Below are 20,746 nucleotides of genomic sequence, written 5' to 3' on the forward strand. Positions count from 1 at the left end.
CGTCGAACTCAGGTTAATTAGAATAGGCTTTGTTGCACAAACCTATTCACCGCCATAAATCATTATCTAAAATTGCATCTCGTGGTAAAAGCTCAATGGGCCGGTTCTATGGCTATAAATTACATGTTGTGATGAATCAACTTAGAGAAATAGTCTGTTCACAATGATGATTTCTCTTAACTCGTAAAGTTTATGAAGGTGTTGAACGTGTTCAATTGAATCTTAAGCAAGGTAAATGGATAGAAGAGAACTTCATTAAGTCGTATCAAAATATTCTTGAAAAATAGGCATTTCATTTCACATTAGAGCGAGAATCTAATGAGAAAGTTGCCTGATTGAATGTAGTGAATAGATTCATTGCATAATTATTGACTAAAATTTTCTATATCAGCCTATTTAAGATTAATCGGGCTGATTCTATTAGGTCGAATATAATTGCGACCTGCTTTAATCATTTTTATTTGAACTTTATTTTATGTCACAGCTTGCTTCCCATTTTAAGCACAATCAGTTTTGTATTTTGTTGGAATATTTAAGTTCTGCTAAGGGCATTGCCGTACCAATGTCTTTAGCAGAATTTCCATGTGCGATCACTTTGGCAGATCGAGTGCATGCCGATAGTGATTTGCCACCACTTGAATGTGCGAAGACATTTCCTTCATCAGTGGAAAAAATCATCCATTATTCAGGGAAAGGTCGGGATATTACTGATTTTGAGACCTTCTTAAAATTAACTCAAGCTTCGGGACAAAGAAATTTACTGCTTCTCACAGGTGATAAGTTAAAAGGGCATACAAATGGTCAAGATGGAACGAATCGCACCCGATATTTAGAGTCTGTAAATGCGGTCATGGCCGCAAAGTGTTATGGTGGATTTCATATTGGTGTAGCTTTTAATCCCTTTAAATATGCTGAAGCTGAACGTGATGCACAATATTTAAAACTTCACAAAAAGATTAAAGCAGGAGCAGACTTTATCGTTACCCAGTTGGGTTACGATATGGAGGCTTTAAAACAAGCCAAGGCTTTTTTAAATCGTCATCGATACCCACAAAATATACTTGCTTGTGTTATGCCACTTAGTTTGGCACGTGCCAATTTTATGGTGAAACATAAGATCGCAGGAATTGTGATTACACCACACATGTTACGAGTGTTGGCTCAGGAAGAACAGGATGGACGAACTGAGAATGCTTATAAACGTTGTGCTATACAAATATTGATGTGTAAGTATTTGGGTTTTGCAGGTGTGCATCTTTCAGCATGCCATAAGCCTGAAGAGCAAAAGCTTTTAGAAAAATATATTGAACAATATCGACATTATGGTTTACAGGAACTCGAAGCACTCTGGAATGCACTGTGGCAAGTGGAGACTAAAAAGGAACTCGTGCCACAATTAGCTTATTATTCCCGCCAACCATCCTCTAGCCAGCTTATTAAATATCAGCAATTGCATTTCATGCACAAGGCTCTATTTGAGTCCAAAATTGCCAAAGGTGTGGGGCATTTTATTTTTAAAGCCTCACTCTGGGAAAATACGCCTGCAGCAAAAGCATTGTTAAAAACTGAATTTATCTCTAAGCAAGGGGTCGTGGGTTGTGAAAGTTGTGGTCAATGTAGGTTAGGAGATACTTTATATATTTGCCCTGAAACTTGCCCCAAAGGATTGGCGAATGGTCCTTGTGGTGGTACGACATTGGATCGCTGTGAGTTTGGAGATCGTGAATGCATTCATTCTGTGAAAGCCCGACTTGCCAAAGCCGTGGGACAGACTGACGTTCTAAAAGAAAAACTGATTCCAACTGTACCCATTGAAGTCCGTGGAACCAGTTCCTGGAAAAATTGGTATCTGGCGACCGAAGCTTAGCTTTCATCATCCATGGCATTCGAATAAAATTTCACGCCCAATTTGATGCGATCACGACCTTGGCTCATACGCCAACGGTTGGTATCACGTAAGGAGTATACACAGCCACAATATTCTTGTTGGTAGAATTCTTCCTTTTTGCTGATTTCAAGCATACGAACAGCACCACCATTTTTACGCCAGTTGTAGTCCCAATAGGTGATACCTTCATAATGTGAAGCAGAACGATGCCCACAATCATTGATCTGCTTCATATCTTTCCAACGAGAAATACCCAATGAGCTACTAATTAGGCTGAAGCCATTTTCAGCTGCATAAAGGGCAGTCCGTTCAAAGCGCATATCAAAACACATGGTACAGCGAATACCTTTCTCTGGCTCATTTTCCATGCCTTTGGCACGTGCAAACCAATTGTCTGTATCGTAATCACAGTCAATAAAAGGAATATTATGTTTTTCTGCAAAGCGAATATTTTCTTCCTTACGGATTTCATATTCCTTGACAGGGTGAATATTGGGATTATAAAAAAAGATCGAAAAGTCGATGCCTGATTCAATTAGGGTTTCCATCACTTCACCCGAGCATGGTGCACAGCAGGAGTGAAGCAGAAGCTTGTCGTGACCTGCTGGGAGAGTCAATTTCTGACGTTCAAGTTTGTTTGACATAGTTATATGGGTTTAAATCTAAACCCTATATTTTAACGATTTAATTAGATAGTAAGGATTTGATATACTGATATTTTCTAAGGTTAAGATGAAAGAAATTCACTAATTGAAATTTAATAAGAACTAAAGTATATAAGAGAATAACTACAATAATGCTTTGGAATCAGAACATTGCAAGTTAATCAAGAGTCATTGAATGAAGCTTTAAAATTAAGTGAAGAAATTATTAGTAATATTGAGTTAAGTACCTCTTCTTTATCTAATTGCGCATTAAAGGCGAGTAGATTGGCAAGATTGCTAAATGAATTCGATTACCAAAGTACCATTATCAGCACAAAAATTTGCATCTGTTTATGAGAATTTAACGTCCGAAAATTCAGAGGATTGGTCAAATGCCGTTCATAGTTGTAGGCGAATATTACAAGATACTGCTGATGTGATTTATCCTGCTAGAGAGGATAAGACTATTAATTTAGATAATGGTAAAACTAAAATTATTAAATTAGGTGTGGATAATTATTTAAATCGAATTATTACATATGTTGATGAGCAGTCAGACTCTAAAAGATTTGAGGAAATCGTTGGTTCACAGATGAAATATTTGGGTGAACGGTTAGATGCTATTTTCAAAGCTGCTCAGAAAGGTTCTCATAATATTATTATTTCTCGGCAAAAAGCTGATCGTTATGTTATTTACACATACTTGATAGTTGGAGATTTATTATCTTTGGTAGAGTTGCAAAAAACATTACCAATTTCAGATAAAGATTTTAGATAGCCGCTTAGCTTGCAAAATCAATAAGTATTTGGACACCCATTCTTCTTTAACTTGGACATTTTAATAAATCGTTAATTTTTGCAATGTTCCTCAGTTGGCAATATGAAGACCATGCCACTCACCAATGAGCTAATACGATTACTTTCAGCCTTGCGCTGCTTAGTATTCACCGACAGAGCATAGATGATCATTGTGTCCCGATACATTTTTTCAGGCTCAACTTCATAGTCAATTTTCGAAGCACAAATCATTTGCCTGCTGACTTTGTGTGATGCTCTACTATAGGCTTCACGATCATCACTAGCCAACGTCAGCTTTGTTCGTAATTCTTTTGCATACTGCATATATACGCTAACAAATTTGGGTTATTTCCATATTTGAGATTTATGTATCCCTCAATATCATCTCGAACACCATTACTGTTTGCATCAATCCCACCAATGGTTTTTGTTTTATCTTCATTTTTTAGGAAGTTCGATGTTCTCACTTCTTTTAGTGAATTGTGAATACTTGGATTAAGAAGCGAGGAACAGCCTGTCATAAATATACTTAAGCAACTCAGTGCAATAACTGCTTTTTTCATAGGACTTATTTTACTTTTTCATTTAAATTTCGTTTTAGATACAAAGAGTATCTGAAAATCAGAGTATCCAATTAAAAGAAGAATCTATGTCCAGTACGATATACTATTAAGTGTCCAATTGGACCAGAATATGCTCTTAGCTTACTGAATAACTAAAAATCCTCAGCATCTTTAATTTATTAAGATGAGTATTTCTCATCTTAAGCTGAATTTATATCGTTTTACTCACTTTCTTATTCACGTTTAAATACAGCCATTCAGAAATTTAGCTTTTTATAAAATTTTTAGGTGGTAATCTCCATGAGTACAGCATTTGAGTGTTCAATTAAACGTATCCGTTTTGATGAAAACTACACGCCAGCAGAAAGCACACGTTTAACCACAAATTTTGCCAATTTGGCACGTGGAGAAAGCCGTGAAGAAAACTTGCGTCGTACCCTTGCGATGATCAACAACCGTTTTAATAGCTTGGCGACCGTTGATAACCCGAAAGGTGATCGCTACTCACTTGAGATCGACATCATTTCTGCTGAAATTGATATCGAAGGCAATGGCCAAACCTTTCCATTTATTGAAACACTGAAAAGTGTAGTGATTGACCATAAAACAGGGGAGCGTATTGAAGGCATGATCGGCAATAGCTTCTCATCTTATGTGCGTGATTACGACTTCAGCGTAGTATTGCCTCAATTGGGTTGTGGTGTAGGTGAAAAACCTGAAGATTTTGGAGATCTACATGGTAAATTGTATCAACATTTGGTGAATTCAGATGTATTTAAGGCAGAATTTACCAAGCCACCTGTGATTTGTTTAAGTGTTTCAACCTCTAAAACCTATTACCGTACGGCAAACGTACATCCTATTTTAGGTGAGGAATATACCAATGATGAATATTCACGTACCGATGAATATTTCGCCAAAATGGGCTTACGTGTACGTTACTTCAAACCAGAAGGTGGTAATGCACCATTAGCATTCTATTTCGCTGGCGACTTAGTTCGTGATTATACTGATTTTGAATTGATCAGCGCGATTGCAACCATGGAAAGCTTCCAAAAAATTTATCGTCCTGAAATTTACAACACCAACTCTCCGGCAGGTGTGGAGTATCAACCAAGCTTGAGCTATGGCGATTACTCACTGACACGTATCGTTTATGACCGTGTTGAACGTGGTGAGTTAGCGGTTAAGCAAGGTAAATGGACAGAAGAAAACTTCATCAAACCATATCAAGATATTTTAAATGAATGGGCAGCAAACTTTAAGGTCGAAACAGCTGCTTAAGACATCGAATTGACACACAGACTGACGAATTTTAGAGAAAGAAGATTAGACATGGCGCTTACACAACCGAAACTTTTACTCCCAACTTCAACTGCGGGTAGCTTGCCAAAACCGTCTTGGTTAGCTGAACCTGAAAAATTATGGTCTGCATGGAAGCTTGAAGGCGAAGAATTATTAGAAGCTAAACGTGATGCTTTGAAATTATCATTACATGAGCAAGTCACTGCAGGTATCGATATCGTGAGTGATGGTGAGCAAACCCGTCAGCACTTTGTAACCACGTTTATTGAACATCTTGAAGGTGTAGATTTCGAAAAGCGTGAAACCATGCGTATTCGTAATCGTTATGATGCAAGTGTACCTTCAGTTGTGGGTGAAGTTTCTCGTAAAAAAGCAGTGTTTGTAGACGATGCGAAATTTTTACGCAGCCAAACCAGTCAGCCAATTAAATGGGCGTTGCCTGGTCCAATGACCATGATTGATACACTTTTTGACGGACACTACAAGAGCCGTGAAAAACTGGCTTGGGAATTTGCCAAAATTTTGAACCAAGAAGCTTTAGAACTTGAAGCAGCAGGCGTAGACATTATTCAATTTGATGAACCTGCGTTTAACGTATTCTTTGATGAAGTGAATGACTGGGGTGTACCAACCTTAGAACGTGCACTTGAAGGTCTAAAATGTGAAACTGCAGTTCATATTTGCTATGGTTACGGCATTAAAGCCAATACAGATTGGAAACAAACTTTAGGTAATGAATGGCGTCAATACGAAGAGTCATTCCCGAAACTACAACAATCTAAGCTCGATATTATTTCACTTGAATGCCAAAACTCACGTGTACCAATGGATTTAATCGAATTGATCCGTGGTAAGAAAGTGATGGTGGGTGCCATTGATGTGGCAACCACTCAAGTGGAAACTGCAGAGGAAGTAGCAAATACGCTACGCAAAGCATTGCAATTTGTTGATGCAGATAAACTGTATCCTTCAACTAACTGTGGTATGACACCGCTATCTCGCCAAGTGGCACGTGGCAAACTTGAAGCTTTAAGCGCAGGTGCTGCCATTGTTCGTAAAGAGCTAGAAGCTTAATCAAACGTAGTCTCGTGCGAAGCAGAACAAATCATCGCAAGGTCATTTGTCCAGCTTTATGCACGAGCACGTGATATGTACATTTGAGATGAAAGAGATGATTGAAGCAACAGACTTTAGAAATGCAATGTCTTTACTCACCACAGCAGTGAATGTTATTACGACTTTGGGTGAAACAGGTATGCATGGATTTACTGCATCTGCCGTATGTAGCGTGACGGATACACCGCCAATGTTATTAGTCTGTATGAATCAATCCTCCCGTTCACATGCCCATTTTGTTGAAAATAAAGTCTTGGCTGTAAACGTACTAAGTACTCAGCATGAACAGCTTTCAAATGCTTTTGCTTCAAGTAAATTCAGCTCAGAAGATCGTTTCAAACTCGGTGATTGGAGTACGATGGAAACTGGTTCACCTATTTTGAAAGATGCCTTGGTCAGTTTTGACTGTGAGATTCAAGATATTCAGCAAGTCGGTACACACAGTGTTTTCATGTGTCGTGTTCTTAAAGTTCAACAAAGCGATCAAGAAGAAAGTCTGGTGTATTTTAACCGTGCTTATCATCAAGTGGGTCAATTGGAACACGTTTAACCCAATGCCTTAATTCCTTCATCTTTTTAAAAGTTAGTCTATTGTGGAACTTATAACCTTTTTAATCATCGGTGCTTTTGCTGGTTTTGCGGCAGGGCTGTTTGGCGTCGGCGGTGGTACGATTATTGTACCACTGCTTTTTATTGTCTTTACCCAAATGGGCTATGACCCCGATGTGGTTATGCACCTCGCATTAGGCACATCTTTGGCAACCATTGTTGTAACCTCGATTAGCTCATTGATTGCGCATCATAAAACTGGTGCTGTGATTTGGCCTGTTTTTAAAAATCTAGCGCCACCTATGGCAATTGGTTGTTTTTTTGGGGCAGGTATTGCTGGTTTGATATCAGGATTACATCTACAAATCATTGTTGGCTTATTTCTGATTTGGGTCGCATATACGATGTTTACAGGTGCCAAAAAAGCAATTGACCCAACGAAAACGTTACCCTCATCAGGTCAACAAGTTGCTGCAGGTAGTATGATTGGGGTTGCATCAGCAATCTTTGGTATTGGTGGTGGAAGTCTGACAGTTCCATATCTGAATCGCTATGGTGTGGTCATGCAGAAGGCTGTTGGAACATCTGCGGCGTGTGGGTTACCGATTGCGGTTGCAGGTGCATTAGGATTTATGATTTTTGGCATGAATGCTGAAATCAATGTGCCGAATACTATTGGTTATGTTCATATTTATGCCTTCATTGGCATCAGTATCATGAGTTTCATCACTGCAAAATTTGGTGCGAAGGCTGCACATGCCTTATCGCCAGTAATGTTGAAGAAATGCTTTGCCGTTTTATTGGTCATTGTTGGATGCTTTTTCCTTGTGAAAGGATTCATTTGATATTACGCAATGATCATTCATCATGTTAAATAGCCTGCTTCATGTGGGCTTTTAATCTTTGCTTTTAATGTATCCTTACAAGGACAATGATTTGAGTTTCTCCCAAGATGATCGAATTAAAACACTTAAGAATGCTTTCAGCTTTAAGAGAACATGGTTCTTTAGTCGCAGCTGCGAGCGATCTTTGCATTACACCTTCAGCGGTATCTCATCAGCTACGTGAGCTTGATCAGTGGATGGGTGTTGAGGTCGTGAACCGCAAGACTCGACCTATTACTTTTTCTAATGTTGGTCAACGTCTACTAAAACTAGCAGATGAGATTTTGCCACAAGTACAAATCGCACAAGCTGATATCAGTAGAATTCTACATGGTCAAACAGGTCGAATCACATTTTCTTCTGAATGCCATAGTTGTTTCGATTGGCTTATGCCACTATTAAATCAGTATCGTATTCAATATCCAGATGTCGATTTAGACTTCGCATCAGGATTTGAAGCGAATCCACATGAGTTATTGCAAAATGGCGAATTTGACTTACTGATTACAGCAGATCCAATCGCTTTAAAAGGTGTTGAATACTTTCCGGTATTTGAATATGAATCGCGACTTGTTTTATCAACAACCCATCCATTGGTACGTGTAGAGCAAATTACCGCTAAAGAGTTAGCTGAAGAAACACTGATTACTTATCCAGTGGATAAACATCGTTTAGATATCATGTCGAAACTATTTATTCCTGCAAATATTCAACCTAAAAACATTCGAACCACTGACTTAACCCAAATGCTGATTCAGCTTGTGGCGAGCGGACGTGGTATTGCAGCGCTACCTGATTGGGTAGTGAATGAATATGAAGCGAAAGGCTGGGTCACGTCACGACGTCTAGAATGTGTTTCACCTGAAGGATTACGCCGAACCTTATATGCAGGTTTTAGAACGGATGAAAAACAGAGAGACTATTTTGAAGGGTTCTTAAAGCAGCTTGAACGATTTTCTAAGAAACGAAATAGCTATTATGCTTAAATCTAGGCTTTTTTCCTTTACTTCAGGGTCAAAGGAGTGCTAAAAAAGTGTACAGTAGATTTGTATGTTATTCACCAATTAAAATGTCCTGTTTTTTACCCCACAAGAGTCAAGCACAGGATTCAGATTTCTTTGTTCAATAACAGCTTTCTGAGATTTACGACTCGGCATACTTTTCTTGAAACGAGAACGTTTATTTTGTTTTTCTAATTCTTCATGTTGATGTTAAATATGCGCCAGGACTGAACCTAACCGTTTATTCTCAACAATCTCTCACTGATTCAGCTGACTTAATTTATCGAAGAGGCTGTAGTTGAGCTTTCGACCATCACACATGATGGCTACAGTACCTCCGGGTATTCCAGAAACTCAAGATATTTACTGATCAGCCTCTGATTTTCTTCTTTCTTCTCTAGGAGATATACGCATTTATCATAAGTAATGGTCAGGCTATTCGTGACTCTACGGGGTTCACGCCAAGTAAAAATATCATCCAGTTCAAGATCAGATTCGGTTAATGGCTGATGCAGGTTCTTTGAGTTTCGCGCACATTTGGCAAACTTCTCTGATTAAACTGCTCAATGAAGCAGGGTAGCCAGGCATTCGCTTTGGCAATCGAACTGATGCCTTCCCAGACGTATCTCCTTTATCAAACGGTTTTGAAGGGTTCTATTCGCGCGTTCTACGCGACCTTTAGCCTGTGGTGAGTTGCCAAAGATAATATCAATGTTTAACTCATTCAGAATCCGGTTAAATTGCGTGATCTGGCTGTCCTGCTTGGATTTCTGCTTAACTCTGAATACCAAATGTTTGTCGCTATAAAAGTCCAGAGGTTTGCCGTATTGTTCAATGTAGGCTCGGGTTGAAAGCATGTAATCAAAGGTCGTTTCAGCCTCACAAAAGCACAGATGCAACAGCTTTCCAGCGGCATCATCGATATAAACCAGCAAGCAGCATTTTACAGCTCGACCTTCAAACCAGTCATGGTATGAGCCATCAATCTAGATCAGCTCATCGAAGCAATCACGGTTATAGCGTGGCTGGTACGGACGTTTCATGCGCTGATCTCGATCCACAGGTCATTGGGCGTCATCCAGCGCCGAACGAACTGTTTCTACCGGGATATTCAGGTCAAATATGCTGCTGAGCTTCTCATGTGCCAATTTAGGTCCAAAGCCCAGCAGATGTTCAGAAATAATGGAAAGACATTTCGATTTTAACAGGACGTCATGGCGACGATGGCCAGGTTGACCACGACTGGCATGCGCCAGACCTGAAACCCCATCTTGATTAAGCTTCTGCAATAACCGGGCAATTTGACGGGTAGAAAGATTCAGGATTTCAGCAGCACGGACCTGGGTAATACGATGATCTCAAACGTCTTACAGAACTGCAAGACTTTGAATCTCTTTATCAGACATAGTAGACTTCTTGCGTTAGTCAAAATTTAAACAGCCCAAAGCTACATTTTATAAGGTTTTAGCCAATTCAAAAATTAGGTAAAACGATACTTTCGCAAGAGGTCTAATATGTCTGAGTTTTTGTAGTTCTCAGATTATTTTAAGTCATTTTTAAGATTCAAATTTTAGGCTAAAGCATATTAAAGTCTTCGAAATTAAAAAATGCTTAAACTGACTTCTTTTCCAAGCCTTCTTCAAATCAAACCAATTCCTTTAGCAAGATTTAATCTGATGCTCGCTATTTGGTTGGGATTAGTTTTGAATTTTTCTTTTTATCAAAAAATTCATCAACTGACGCCCCATAGCAATTTCAAAGCATGGGCACTATTAGCTACGACAGTCTTGGTTGTTATTGGCTTTTATTATCTGGTATTACAATGGCTTATCTGGAAGTGGAATGCCAAAATACTAGCCAGTATTCTGATCATTCTGGGTGGCTTTAGTGCTTATTTTGTTAATAGTCTAGGTGTAGTCATTACCCCAGACCAGATCCAGAATATGTTACAAACTGATGTTCGTGAAATTCGGGATCTTTGGTCAATACGATTAATTATCTGGACATTGGTATTTGTCATTTTCCCACTCTTTATCGTGTGGATACTTAAAATTCAGCCTGTATCATTGGGGCGTCAATTGTTGCATAAAAGTTTGAGCAGTGTACTTTCACTCGGATTAATACTCAGCTTATTATTCTGTTTTTATGTCGATTATGCTGCCATCTTTCGTGAGCATCGTGACCTGAAAGGGATGATCTCCCCACAAAACAGTATTGCATCTACATTATCCTATTATAAGAAAAAAGCCCCTAAAGCAAATTTGCCATTGGTGACCTTTGGTGAAGATGCACATCTACTTCAGCAGACTCAAATGCAAAGCAAACCTAAATTGATGGTGCTGGTAGTAGGGGAAACTGCACGTGCTGAGAGCTTTGCTCTAAATGGCTATGCACGTAATACAAATCCTGAACTGAGCAAACTGCAGGTGATAAATTTTAATCAAGTCAGTTCTTGCGGAACTGCCACAGCTGTTTCAGTACCTTGTATGTTTTCAGGGATGACACGTCAAAACTATGATGAACAGTTGGCTAGCCATCGTGAAGGATTACTAGATATTGCTCAGCGTGCTGGTTATCAAGTGACTTGGATTGATAATAATTCTGGCTGTAAAGGTGCCTGTAACCGGATTCAAAATTATCAAATTCCCACTCAACTAAAACAAAAGTGGTGTGATGCTGAAGGTGAATGTTTTGATGAAATATTGGTAGATAGTCTGAAAGATTATTTGTCACATCTCGATAAAAATAATCAAAAACCACAGTTGATCGTTCTGCACCAAATGGGCAGCCACGGTCCGGCTTATTTCAAACGCTCCAAATCACCATACCAACCTTTCCAACCAACCTGTAATACCAATGCCATTCAGGGCTGTAGCGCCGATGAGCTAAAAAATAGCTATGATAATTCTATTGTCTATACAGATTATGTCCTTGCTCAGATGATCAAAACATTGCAGGATCAAAAACAATATCAAACTGGTTTCTGGTATCTGTCTGATCATGGTGAATCTACCGGAGAACATGGTCTATATCTGCACGGTGCCCCTTATAGCATAGCACCAACGCAACAGACCCATGTTCCAATGTTGATGTGGTTTTCAGAGTATTGGCAACAGTACAATACCCAGCAGGTCAACTGTCTCAAAGCACAAACCGGTAAGATGCACAGTCAGGATAATCTGTTCCCGAGTTTATTGAGTTTGCTGGGTATAAAAACGCAAGTGATTGAAGCTAAAAATGATATGCTTGCACAATGCTCATCATCATTAAAGAACAGAGCTTGAGATGCATAAAATATTGATTATTGAAGATGACTTCATGATTGCCGAGTCAACTAAAACATTGCTCAAGCTCCATCAATTTGATGTGCACTGGGTCAACAATGGCATTGATGGCTTAAAACAGCTACAACAGCAAAATTATAATATTGTCCTGCTAGATCTGGGTTTGCCAATGATGGATGGTATGCTGGTACTTAAAAATATCCGTCAAAAGTTCCCAAGTTTACCTGTCCTGATTATTTCTGCTCGAGATCAGCTACAAAACCGGGTAGATGGACTGAATGATGGGGCAGATGATTACTTAATTAAACCTTATGAATTTGACGAGCTACTGGCACGTATTCACGCTTTAATGCGTCGAAGTGGAAGTATAAATATTGAGAAAGATACTAATAAGAAGTTATTACACAGTGGTTTGGAATTGGATATTGAGCAACACATCGCATTATTTAACGGACAGGCTATAGAATTATCTAATCGAGAATGGTCTATTCTCACCGCACTATTAACGTATCCAAACAAAATTTTTTCTAAAAATGATTTAGAAGACAAACTTTATGATTTCGATAGTGATGTAAGTAGTAATACTGTGGAAGTCTATATTCATCATCTGCGGGCCAAATTAGGGAAAGACTTTATCCGGACGATTCGTGGACTAGGATATCGCTTAGGGTAAAGCATGATAAAAAAACGCTATTCCTTGCAAAAACGTCTAATTATTTATATTTCATTGTTTAGCGTAGTATTAGGCTGTGTACTAATCTTTGCGGCATACCGGATTGCACTTGAAGAAATTAATGAAGTCTTGGACAAACAGATGCAAAGTCTCGCAGAGCGCATTGCAGAAAATCATCCTGAACCGCTACAAAGCGAGATTGATTTAGGAAAACAGTATAGTGAAGAAGATTTATTTGTAGATATTTGGTCTTATACAGATACTACATTACATCCACAGGATGTTTTGGTTGCATCGGTCAAGAAAGCAGGATTCTATACACATCAAACCCCATACGGGACCTGGCTAACTTATATCATTCCTGGAGACCAATTACAGATCCAAGTAAGCCAGCAAAAAAATGTCCGGCAAGATCTAGCATTGGAGCTCGCAGTGAATATGTTTCTCCCTTATGTACTATTTCTTCCTTTTGCTATATTCGGTTTAAGCTGGGTAATTCGGAGAAGTTTTCAGCCTCTTATTGATTTTAAAACAGAATTGGCCAGCCGTAAGGCTCAAGAATTAAAACCAATTGAAATGAAAGAATATCCTTTGGAGCTAGAACCGACCATTGAGGAAATGAATTACCTATTTGGCCGTATTTCCTTAGCCCAACAAGAGCAGCGTCAATTTGTAGCAGACTCTGCACATGAACTACGTACACCATTGACAGCTTTGAATTTACAGTTACAGATCTTATTACAGCAATTTCCACAAAGTGATGCCTTGCACAATTTGAGTCTGGGCATCTTAAGGATGCAACATCTGGTAAATCAACTGTTAAGTTTGGCTAAACAGGATGTCACAGAAGGTTTAACTGAGCCTGTACAATCCCTGTCTCTGAATCAAATGACAGTCGCCTGCATTGAGCAGTTGATCCAGCTGGCACTACAAAAAGAAATTGATTTAGGAGTAGAACAACAGCAAGAATTGTTGATTCAGGGCCAGGCTTCAGCCCTACACTCGATTATTTATAACCTGATTGATAATGCAATTAAATACAGCCCAGAGCATGGCGTGATCAATGTATCGATATTGCAGCAAGGTCAACAGGCGATTCTACAGATAGAAGATAGTGGAGTAGGGATTGATCCAGCGCAATTTAACCAAATTCGTCAGAGATTCTATCGGGTTCATAACCATGCTGAAATTGGTAGTGGCTTAGGTCTATCAATTGTGGATAAAGCAACTGAACGTTTGGGCGGTACTTTAGAATTTTCAAAAAGTAGCAGCTTAGGTGGTCTGTGTGTACAAGTGAAATTTGCCTTGGTCGAAGCCTAAATAGATAGACTTTTGTCTTTTAGGTATTAAGGCTGTTTGATGCTAGCGAGCAAGGAAGCGTTTTTTTCAACTGGCATTTTGTGGCTAAATAAAACATAACCAATGATATTAATGCACCAAATCACCCAGCCAGTCCACAGGTTGTGACTCAGGAAATGTGCCCCCCGCATCATTTGTGCCCAGCCCATAGCGAAGCCTAAGATCGCTGCAGCGATTAGAAAAAAATAAGCCCGCTGACGGTTTACAGTGCGATAAACAAAATAGCCTGTCATTAATGCAAAACCACTAGATGCATGTCCACCAGGAAAACAATGTCCAGCGGTAGCACTGAAATCCCATAAAAACCCATTAGATGTAGGTGTTACCATATCCCAAGGACAGGCATGAACTGACTGGGATTTGATAATTCCGATTATCCCAGTTGTAAGCACTACCATTATAAAGAAATAACCTAATTCCCAACGTCTCTTATGCCAAGATTGCCATTTTAGTGCGACCATCCAACCAATGAATAGCACTATATAAACTAGAATTAACAGATCTTTGATATAACGATGATTTAACTCTGCCAGTGCCCAATCTTGCCGGAGGGGAAATTGTCCCTGACCATCGATAAATGGATAGATTAGTTTTAAATCAATGACTCCACCCACATCAAAAAAATTCCAGAGAAGCAAAAAACTGAAACTCAGTAGCAATATTTGATTCAGTAAAAAACGAGATCGTTCGGACGACATTTTAAATATTCCATTCTTGTCGTTGTAGCAGAAATGAGATCAAAACGAATGACCGATTAAAATGATGCCCCAAGTTACGGTAATTAAAATGAGTGCGACAAACTGGGCGGCACTGCCCATATCCTTAGCATTTTTGGATAACTCATGCTGTTCTATGGAAATACGATCCACTACTGCCTCAATTGCTGAGTTAATCAGTTCAACAATCAGTGCTAGCAGGCACACAGCCACCATGAGTGCTTGCTCAGCTAGACTCTGTGATATCCAAAAACTAAGAGGAATCAAAATCAGGTTAATCAGCACGATCTGCCGAAAGGCTGCTTCAGTTCGGAAGGCTGTTTTAAGGCCGGTCGCGGAATAACGAGTAGCATTGAAAATACGTTGTGTTCCGGAAGTACCTTTGTAGAGTGAACGATCGGGGGACATAGAAGTGATTCAGTTAAGATGAGATTTGATTAATTTAAATTTTTAACCTTAAAACTCCCTTAAAAATGGATGTTTATTTGATTGTTTTGGCGCAAAAAATGGCTTAACCCACTTCAATAGTTTTTAATGTCTTGAAATGCTCTAAGGTATCCCACATTACACATCTTCTTAAAAATCATCAAAAGTAGTAACTAATATCATGATTAGACTTCTTGCGTTAGTCAAAATTTAAACAGCCCAAAGCTACATTTTATAAGGTTTTAGCCAATTCAAAAATTAGGTAAAACGATACTTTCGCAAGAGGCCTATTGTTCAAGGAGTAGGTCAGCTATTTGGTTAAGGTACTCGAGTATTTTTGTCATTCAGAATCGACTCATTAATCCTTTGTTTTTTCCTGTCATTTTCTATCTTAATGGCTAAAGCTAATATAATTATTATTATGATAAGAATGCTTATTTTGCCCTTCATTTGTATACTTCTATTAGAAATAACTTAATAAATATTAGCATCTCAGCTCGAGATCTTAAAGTAGGATTCAAACCATATTTTAAAATAGAGTCACTTTGCACTTAATGTAATACGATTCTTGAAAAATTCTAATAATTAAAAATTTAATCAAACGAGTGATTTGAAAGTCAAAAGATTTAAAAATTCTAAAGCATAGACTTAAATAATGCGATGATCTCGAACGTCTTGCAGAACTGCAAGACATTGAATTTCTTTGTCAGACATAGTGATCAGCATCTATATTTCATATCCAGTTCATGATGTTTAAATCACCATAAACTAGACATTTTTATTGGTGAGAATATAGACACTTTAAATGGGTTCTAACAAACTCTCATTTCGTATAATATTGATTATGTTAAATTGAGTACATGATACTTTAAGTTCATAGACCTCTTGCGAAAGTATCGTTTTACCTAATTTTTGAATTGGCTAAAACCTTATAAAATGTAGCTTTGGGCTGTTTAAATTTTGACTAACGCAAGAAGTCTAATTAAGTTCATGAAAATTGATATAGGTTAAATTTAATTAATCCTCGTTGTCAAACTTTACTAATTTAAAATGACTTTTAAAACTGTATGTAATTGTTTAATTTATTATAATCGCATATGAATCGTATCGTAATTTTTTAGCCATTCACGTTTAATCACTTCGTACCCCTGTAACTGCCAAAACTGCTCCGCTGCTGGTAAGAATGGATGTGTATGTAAATACAGCGTTTCAATTTTCTGCTGTTTTGCGTGCTTAAACAACATCTTGCATAACTTGGTGGCAATGCCTTGACGACGATACTCAGGTAACACAAATAGCTTCACCACTTCCACTGCATTCTGTGGAATATCCAAATCAAAGCGATAGTCATAAGTACGATATGCCACAGTGCCAATAATTCGATTTCGATCCTTCACCACAATAAAACAACCCAAAGCACTCTCGATATAATATTTCTCAAAATGCTTAATATCTTGGGGAATTTTTGCCTGATAGAGCTCTGGAAATAAGAGTTGACGGCTGTACAGCGCAAACTCAATCGCCTGTTGATGATCTTGTGGTTGCAACAATTGATAATCTAAATTCATGTTCATAGCCAAGAATGATCCGGAATAACAATGGTTTTGTCTTTGATCATGGCTTCATGGAATTCCACATCGTAGACACTTTTTAAAAATTTGGGATCAGTGATTCGTGCTTTGTTATCCGGTCGAATCACTTGATGCTCTCGCATAAAGAACAATTCATCGGCAAATAAAAATGCCAAATTCGGATCATGCATAATCGCAATCACAGTGAAATTCTGTCGTGACAATTGGCGTAATTTTTTCATCAAATAGCTTTGATAATAGACATCTAAATGATTGGTCGGTTCATCCAATAAAATCACTTGTGGTGCTTGCACCAAAATCCGCGCAATCATCACTAATTGCCGTTCACCACCTGACAGTTCGGTATATGGACGCTCTTTCAAGTGCTCAATATCCAAATCAATTAAGGCTTGATCAACGCGTGCCCAATCTTCAGCACTCGGTCGAAAACGACTAAAGGCTGCCCGACCCGTGATCACTACATCTTTCACCAAAAATGGAAATACGGTTTTATGAAATTGTGGTAAAAACCCGAGTAAGGCTGCACGTTCTTTACCTTTAAAGCTTGCAAGTGATCGACCGGCATAACAGACACACCCCTGCTCGATTGGCTCTAAACCTGCCATTAATTTAAACAGTGTCGATTTACCACAGCCATTGCGTCCTAAAATCACTGAAAACTGGTTTTTGGGAAATGCTAAGTCAATATTTTTTAACACCTGTTTATGCCCATAGGCATAGTTCAATTGTTCAATGCGAATCATGCCCAAGCCGTCCGTTGTGTTTTCATTAATAATAGGAAAAATGGTGCTCCCAATAGCATGGTGAAAATTCCAATTGGAATTTCAAAGGTCAACAGTACCCGTGAAAAGTTATCAATCAACAGTAAGAAACTACCGCCCAACAGCATATTGGCCGGAATGCTATAACGATGATCAGGGCCAACTAACATCCGCACGATATGCGGCATAAACAGGCCATACAGACTAATAATGCCTGCGGCCGCTACAGAAGTTGAGGTACATAAGGTCACAAACACAATCAAACACAGTTGTTCCCAACGTGGATTCACCCCCACTGCCTGTGCCTCTTCTGCACCCAAAGCCATTAGGTTTAAACGCCAGCGCATGGCGTATAAACCAGCTAAAGCGATACAAATCGGAATGATTGCATATTGCACTTTTTGCCACGAGGCTTGATGTAGATTACCCATGGTCCATTGCACAATGGCTTGTAGTTTAAATGGATCACTGAGGTACTGAATAATGGTTAAACCTGCCAAAAATAGACCCGATACGATCATCCCTGATAAAATCACCATCACCAGCGAAGTTTGGCTTTCATGTTTTTGTTGGGCAAATAAGTAGGTCAATGCCACAGCACAGACACCAAAAATAAATGCGGATAAATTCGGCGAAAGCCAACTTAAAGTCAGTGCTAAGGCGGCACCAAAAGCTGCACCTGAGGAAATCCCTAAAACATACGAATCGACTAATGGATTTCTAAATAAAGCTTGTAAACCATTCCCCGCAGTGGCTAAGGCTGCACCGACCATAAAGGTCAGTAAAATACGTGGCATACGTACATTGACTAGAATGTTTTGCATCAATAGAAATTGTTCCGCATCGTAATAAGGTGTACCAAATAAAAATTGCACACACCACAGCACATAATCCCATGCATTTAGACTTTGGCTCGGTCCAATTAAGAGCGATAAAAAAATCAGGAGCAATGGCACTGGATAAAACCAGGTATATTTTAAGGATTGCAGTGTCATTACATCAGCTCCTTTGCCAAACTTGCGCCATACAGCTTGCTTAATATTCTCAGTTTCAATGTATCTACAGGTAAGTCCGATTGTTCTGGATAAATACTGTGATTAAGATGAATAGCGGTCACAATAATTTTGATGGTATGTGGGTTATAAATAAATGCAGGCGTTAAATTAAAAACCTTTTGTTGTTTGACTGCGTTTAAACCTTTTAATTCTTCACGCTGATAAATCAGTTCTGGATTAGTATTCCACAGCACAATATTGTCCGGATTCCATTCAATCAGCGTTTCTGGATTCACATTCGGTTGATTGGTCTCAGTTTCAACAATGTTGTATGCCCCTGCCAATTCAATAAAATCATTGGTGATGGATTTACGCCCCGAAGTGGAATAAACCCGCCCCCCTGACCAAGCATAGTAAATCGATTGTCGCTCAGGCTGTCTTGAGGTTTTCTCAGCCACTTCTGCCACAATATTATCGGCAAACTGTAAAATCTCCTGCGACCGTTGTTCTGCACCGGTCAGTACGGCAATTTCAGCAAGTTCTTCTTTAACTTGTTTAAATGTTCCCGATTCCATTACATACACCGCAATGCTAAACTGCCTCAATAATTCAATGGTTTGGGTTTGCCCACTGACCAAGACTACCAAGTCAGGCTTCAGTGCCATTAAGCTTTCAATATTGGTGGCATTAGAGCCTTGTGAGGGTGTCGCAAGTTGTTTCTGGGCAATGCGGGCATCCATTTTGGAATAGGCATCAAACAACAAAGGTTGAAGATAAATTTCTGCAGGAATACCGACCACTTTCGGTCCTTGTCCCAACATATATAAACCATCTAAGCCCGACTCAAATAGCGAAACAATACGCTGTGCAGGTTGATCAACACAGACCTTTGTCGCTGAACTGTCTACAACGCAACGTTGATTGGCTGAGGCGGATACAACATTATCTTGTGGTGTTTTTGGAGACTGACAACCCATCAATACACTTGTCACCATCCCCAAAATAAAGATATGGCTGCGCATTAGAATGCCCATTGCACAGACATTGATGCCTTGATTGGCTCACCCGTCTGCACCCATAAATGGCTGTAACTCGAACGGTAATAGTGTTCATTAAATAGGTTGTGAATATTCAACTGATAACGCAGTTGTGGATTGGCTTGGTAATAAGCGCCAACATCCACCACCTGATAGGCTGGTAAACGGAAACCATTCATGACATTGCTTGGACTGTCGCCACTGCGTGAGCCGACATAACTGAGATTCGCCATCAGGCCTGCATTTTGCCAAGGGTCATACGCTACATTTAGATTGGCAGAATGTTCTGGTACATTAGTCAGAGGCGCACCACTCGAAATCAGCTCATCCTTACTTACCTCAGCATTGACCCATGCGTAATTAGCAGAAAGCTTAAGTTGATCATGCAATTGAACGCTCAGATCGAATTCAATCCCACGGCTTGAAATTTCACCTACCGCCGCCTCATAGTTAGGATCGATGGCATCGGTCATCAACACATTGTTTTTACGCATATCAAACCACGCCAAGCTCAAAGCATCGGTATCTGAGCATTGCCATTTGGCACCCACTTCATAGCTTTTGGCTGTTTCAGGTTCAAAGGTTTCTAAAGTTCGACTCATGCCATTGTTCATGGAAAAGGCTTCGCCATAATTGGCATAGAGAGACCATGTTGCACTTGGACGGTAGTTAATCCCGATGCGTGGGCTCAATTGCGCATGCGTGGTTTGATCCTCTAAGCCTTTCATGTGATTCTGAAAATCTTGCTCAACACGATCCCAACGTAATCCCATGAGTAGATTCCATTGATCATTGAAGAACATTTGGTCTTGAACATTTACCGCAACATAACGCTGGTTCTCATCACTGTTGGTATGCAGTGGCATATCAGGACTAAACTGCCCATAGACTGGACGATAAATATCGATCCAATTCGGGTTGCTCGCAGAATGATTCAGACGGTACTGCTGTTGCATAAAGTGAAAACGACCCGCTTCAAGACCAAGGACCAACTCATGTACCAAAGCTTGCGTTTCGAACTGTCCTAAAGCCTCGACCTGCGCCATCACATCTTCGGTCTGATAGTCACGATAGCGACGTTGGCGTTCTAAAGTGCGTAAATCGGCTTGAATCTTACGTGGTTCAGTGGAAAAACAGAGATGGATCCGTAAATTT

At 39.3% G+C, this 20,746-nt stretch carries 19 protein-coding genes and 4 pseudogenes; 12 read left to right on the plus strand and 11 right to left on the minus strand.

All coding sequences use genetic code 11. From position 1 onward, the window contains the following. Positions 1-44: 44 nt before the first annotated feature. From B3143_RS00585 to B3143_RS00595, 3 genes and pseudogenes are all read left to right on the plus strand, one after another. Positions 45-161 (plus strand): annotated as a pseudogene (locus tag B3143_RS00585) (transposase); the annotation flags it as partial. Between the two features lie 24 nt (positions 162-185). Next, positions 186-287 (plus strand): annotated as a pseudogene (locus B3143_RS00590) (putative oxygenase MesX); the annotation flags it as partial. Positions 288-475: 188 nt separating this feature from the next. Beyond that, positions 476-1,867: a methylenetetrahydrofolate reductase C-terminal domain-containing protein gene (locus B3143_RS00595; protein WP_004780039.1), complete on the plus strand. Its 1,392-nt coding sequence runs from the start codon at positions 476-478 to the stop codon at positions 1,865-1,867. Here B3143_RS00595 and B3143_RS00600 read toward each other — a convergent pair. Then, a complete protein-coding gene (locus tag B3143_RS00600) occupies positions 1,864-2,532 on the minus strand; it encodes an epoxyqueuosine reductase QueH (protein WP_004647714.1) in 669 nt (222 codons plus the stop codon). The two genes, B3143_RS00595 and B3143_RS00600, sit on opposite strands and share 4 nt — an antisense overlap. Positions 2,533-2,833: 301 nt before the next feature. On the opposite strand from B3143_RS00600, the gene B3143_RS00605 reads away from it, so the two are divergent. Continuing rightward, positions 2,834-3,310, plus strand: a complete 477-nt coding sequence (locus tag B3143_RS00605; RefSeq protein WP_004780038.1) for a hypothetical protein — start codon at positions 2,834-2,836, stop codon at positions 3,308-3,310. 71 nt (positions 3,311-3,381) lie between these two features. Here the strand turns inward: B3143_RS00605 and B3143_RS00610 are convergent, their stop codons facing one another. Continuing rightward, positions 3,382-3,654 (minus strand): hypothetical protein, encoded by a 273-nt coding sequence (locus tag B3143_RS00610; RefSeq protein WP_004780037.1) that lies wholly within the window; start codon positions 3,652-3,654, stop codon positions 3,382-3,384. A 539-nt stretch (positions 3,655-4,193) separates the two neighbouring features. Here B3143_RS00610 and B3143_RS00615 point away from each other — a divergent pair. The 5 genes from B3143_RS00615 to B3143_RS00635 all read left to right on the plus strand — a co-directional run bounded on the left by B3143_RS00615 (position 4,194) and on the right by B3143_RS00635 (position 8,733). Continuing rightward, complete coding sequence (locus B3143_RS00615; RefSeq protein WP_004647848.1) at positions 4,194-5,177, plus strand: putative oxygenase MesX; 984 nt, start codon at positions 4,194-4,196, stop codon at positions 5,175-5,177. Positions 5,178-5,228: 51 nt separating this feature from the next. Next, the gene (locus B3143_RS00620; protein WP_004281804.1) at positions 5,229-6,272 is read left to right on the plus strand and encodes a methionine synthase; all 1,044 of its coding nucleotides are present in this window, start codon (positions 5,229-5,231) and stop codon (positions 6,270-6,272) included. 97 nt (positions 6,273-6,369) lie between these two features. Then, a complete protein-coding gene (locus B3143_RS00625; protein WP_004780032.1) occupies positions 6,370-6,864 on the plus strand; it encodes a flavin reductase family protein in 495 nt (164 codons plus the stop codon). Positions 6,865-6,907: 43 nt separating this feature from the next. Further along, positions 6,908-7,708, plus strand: a complete 801-nt coding sequence (locus tag B3143_RS00630) for a sulfite exporter TauE/SafE family protein (protein ID WP_004780030.1) — start codon at positions 6,908-6,910, stop codon at positions 7,706-7,708. Between the two features lie 107 nt (positions 7,709-7,815). Beyond that, positions 7,816-8,733 (plus strand): LysR family transcriptional regulator, encoded by a 918-nt coding sequence (locus B3143_RS00635; protein ID WP_004780028.1) that lies wholly within the window; start codon positions 7,816-7,818, stop codon positions 8,731-8,733. A gap of 78 nt (positions 8,734-8,811) precedes the next feature. On the opposite strand, the pseudogene B3143_RS00640 reads toward B3143_RS00635, so the two are convergent. Continuing rightward, a pseudogene (locus B3143_RS00640) lies at positions 8,812-10,097 on the minus strand (ISNCY family transposase). Positions 10,098-10,355: 258 nt separating this feature from the next. Here B3143_RS00640 and B3143_RS00645 point away from each other — a divergent pair. From B3143_RS00645 to B3143_RS00655, 3 genes are read left to right on the plus strand one after another with little or no spacing between them, the layout of a single operon-like run. Next, entirely contained in the window at positions 10,356-12,032 is a 1,677-nt protein-coding gene (locus B3143_RS00645) for a phosphoethanolamine transferase (RefSeq protein WP_004812162.1), read from the plus strand. A 1-nt stretch (position 12,033) separates the two neighbouring features. Continuing rightward, positions 12,034-12,705: a response regulator transcription factor gene (locus B3143_RS00650; RefSeq protein ID WP_004780026.1), complete on the plus strand. Its 672-nt coding sequence runs from the start codon at positions 12,034-12,036 to the stop codon at positions 12,703-12,705. Positions 12,706-12,708: 3 nt separating this feature from the next. Continuing rightward, positions 12,709-14,025 carry an ATP-binding protein gene (locus B3143_RS00655; RefSeq protein WP_004812165.1) on the plus strand — a complete coding sequence of 439 codons (1,317 nt, stop codon included), beginning with the start codon at positions 12,709-12,711 and terminating at the stop codon, positions 14,023-14,025. A gap of 26 nt (positions 14,026-14,051) precedes the next feature. Here B3143_RS00655 and B3143_RS00660 read toward each other — a convergent pair whose 3' ends face one another. The 8 genes and pseudogenes from B3143_RS00660 to B3143_RS00690 form a co-directional block, all read right to left on the minus strand. Then, a complete protein-coding gene (locus B3143_RS00660) occupies positions 14,052-14,762 on the minus strand; it encodes a phosphatase PAP2 family protein (protein WP_004780023.1) in 711 nt (236 codons plus the stop codon). 39 nt (positions 14,763-14,801) lie between these two features. After that, the gene (locus B3143_RS00665; RefSeq protein ID WP_004780021.1) at positions 14,802-15,188 is read right to left on the minus strand and encodes a diacylglycerol kinase; all 387 of its coding nucleotides are present in this window, start codon (positions 15,186-15,188) and stop codon (positions 14,802-14,804) included. 604 nt (positions 15,189-15,792) lie between these two features. Next, positions 15,793-15,932, minus strand: a pseudogene (locus tag B3143_RS15225) (ISNCY family transposase); the annotation flags it as partial. 359 nt (positions 15,933-16,291) lie between these two features. Further along, the gene (locus tag B3143_RS00670) at positions 16,292-16,780 is read right to left on the minus strand and encodes a GNAT family N-acetyltransferase (RefSeq protein WP_004812166.1); all 489 of its coding nucleotides are present in this window, start codon (positions 16,778-16,780) and stop codon (positions 16,292-16,294) included. Beyond that, the gene (locus B3143_RS00675) at positions 16,777-17,541 is read right to left on the minus strand and encodes an ABC transporter ATP-binding protein (protein ID WP_004812169.1); all 765 of its coding nucleotides are present in this window, start codon (positions 17,539-17,541) and stop codon (positions 16,777-16,779) included. Before B3143_RS00675 ends, B3143_RS00670 begins: the two co-directional genes overlap by 4 nt. Continuing rightward, the gene (locus B3143_RS00680; RefSeq protein WP_104427083.1) at positions 17,538-18,548 is read right to left on the minus strand and encodes a FecCD family ABC transporter permease; all 1,011 of its coding nucleotides are present in this window, start codon (positions 18,546-18,548) and stop codon (positions 17,538-17,540) included. Before B3143_RS00680 ends, B3143_RS00675 begins: the two co-directional genes overlap by 4 nt. A 5-nt stretch (positions 18,549-18,553) precedes the next feature. After that, positions 18,554-19,549, minus strand: coding sequence for an ABC transporter substrate-binding protein (locus B3143_RS00685; protein WP_376745115.1), 996 nt, complete (start codon positions 19,547-19,549; stop codon positions 18,554-18,556). A 26-nt stretch (positions 19,550-19,575) separates the two neighbouring features. Further along, a partial coding sequence (locus B3143_RS00690) for a TonB-dependent siderophore receptor (RefSeq protein ID WP_286739133.1) occupies positions 19,576-20,746 on the minus strand: 1,171 nt, incomplete at its 5' end.

The organism is Acinetobacter sp. UBA1496 (assembly GCF_002324975.1).
Lineage (GTDB): Bacteria > Pseudomonadota > Gammaproteobacteria > Pseudomonadales > Moraxellaceae > Acinetobacter > Acinetobacter variabilis.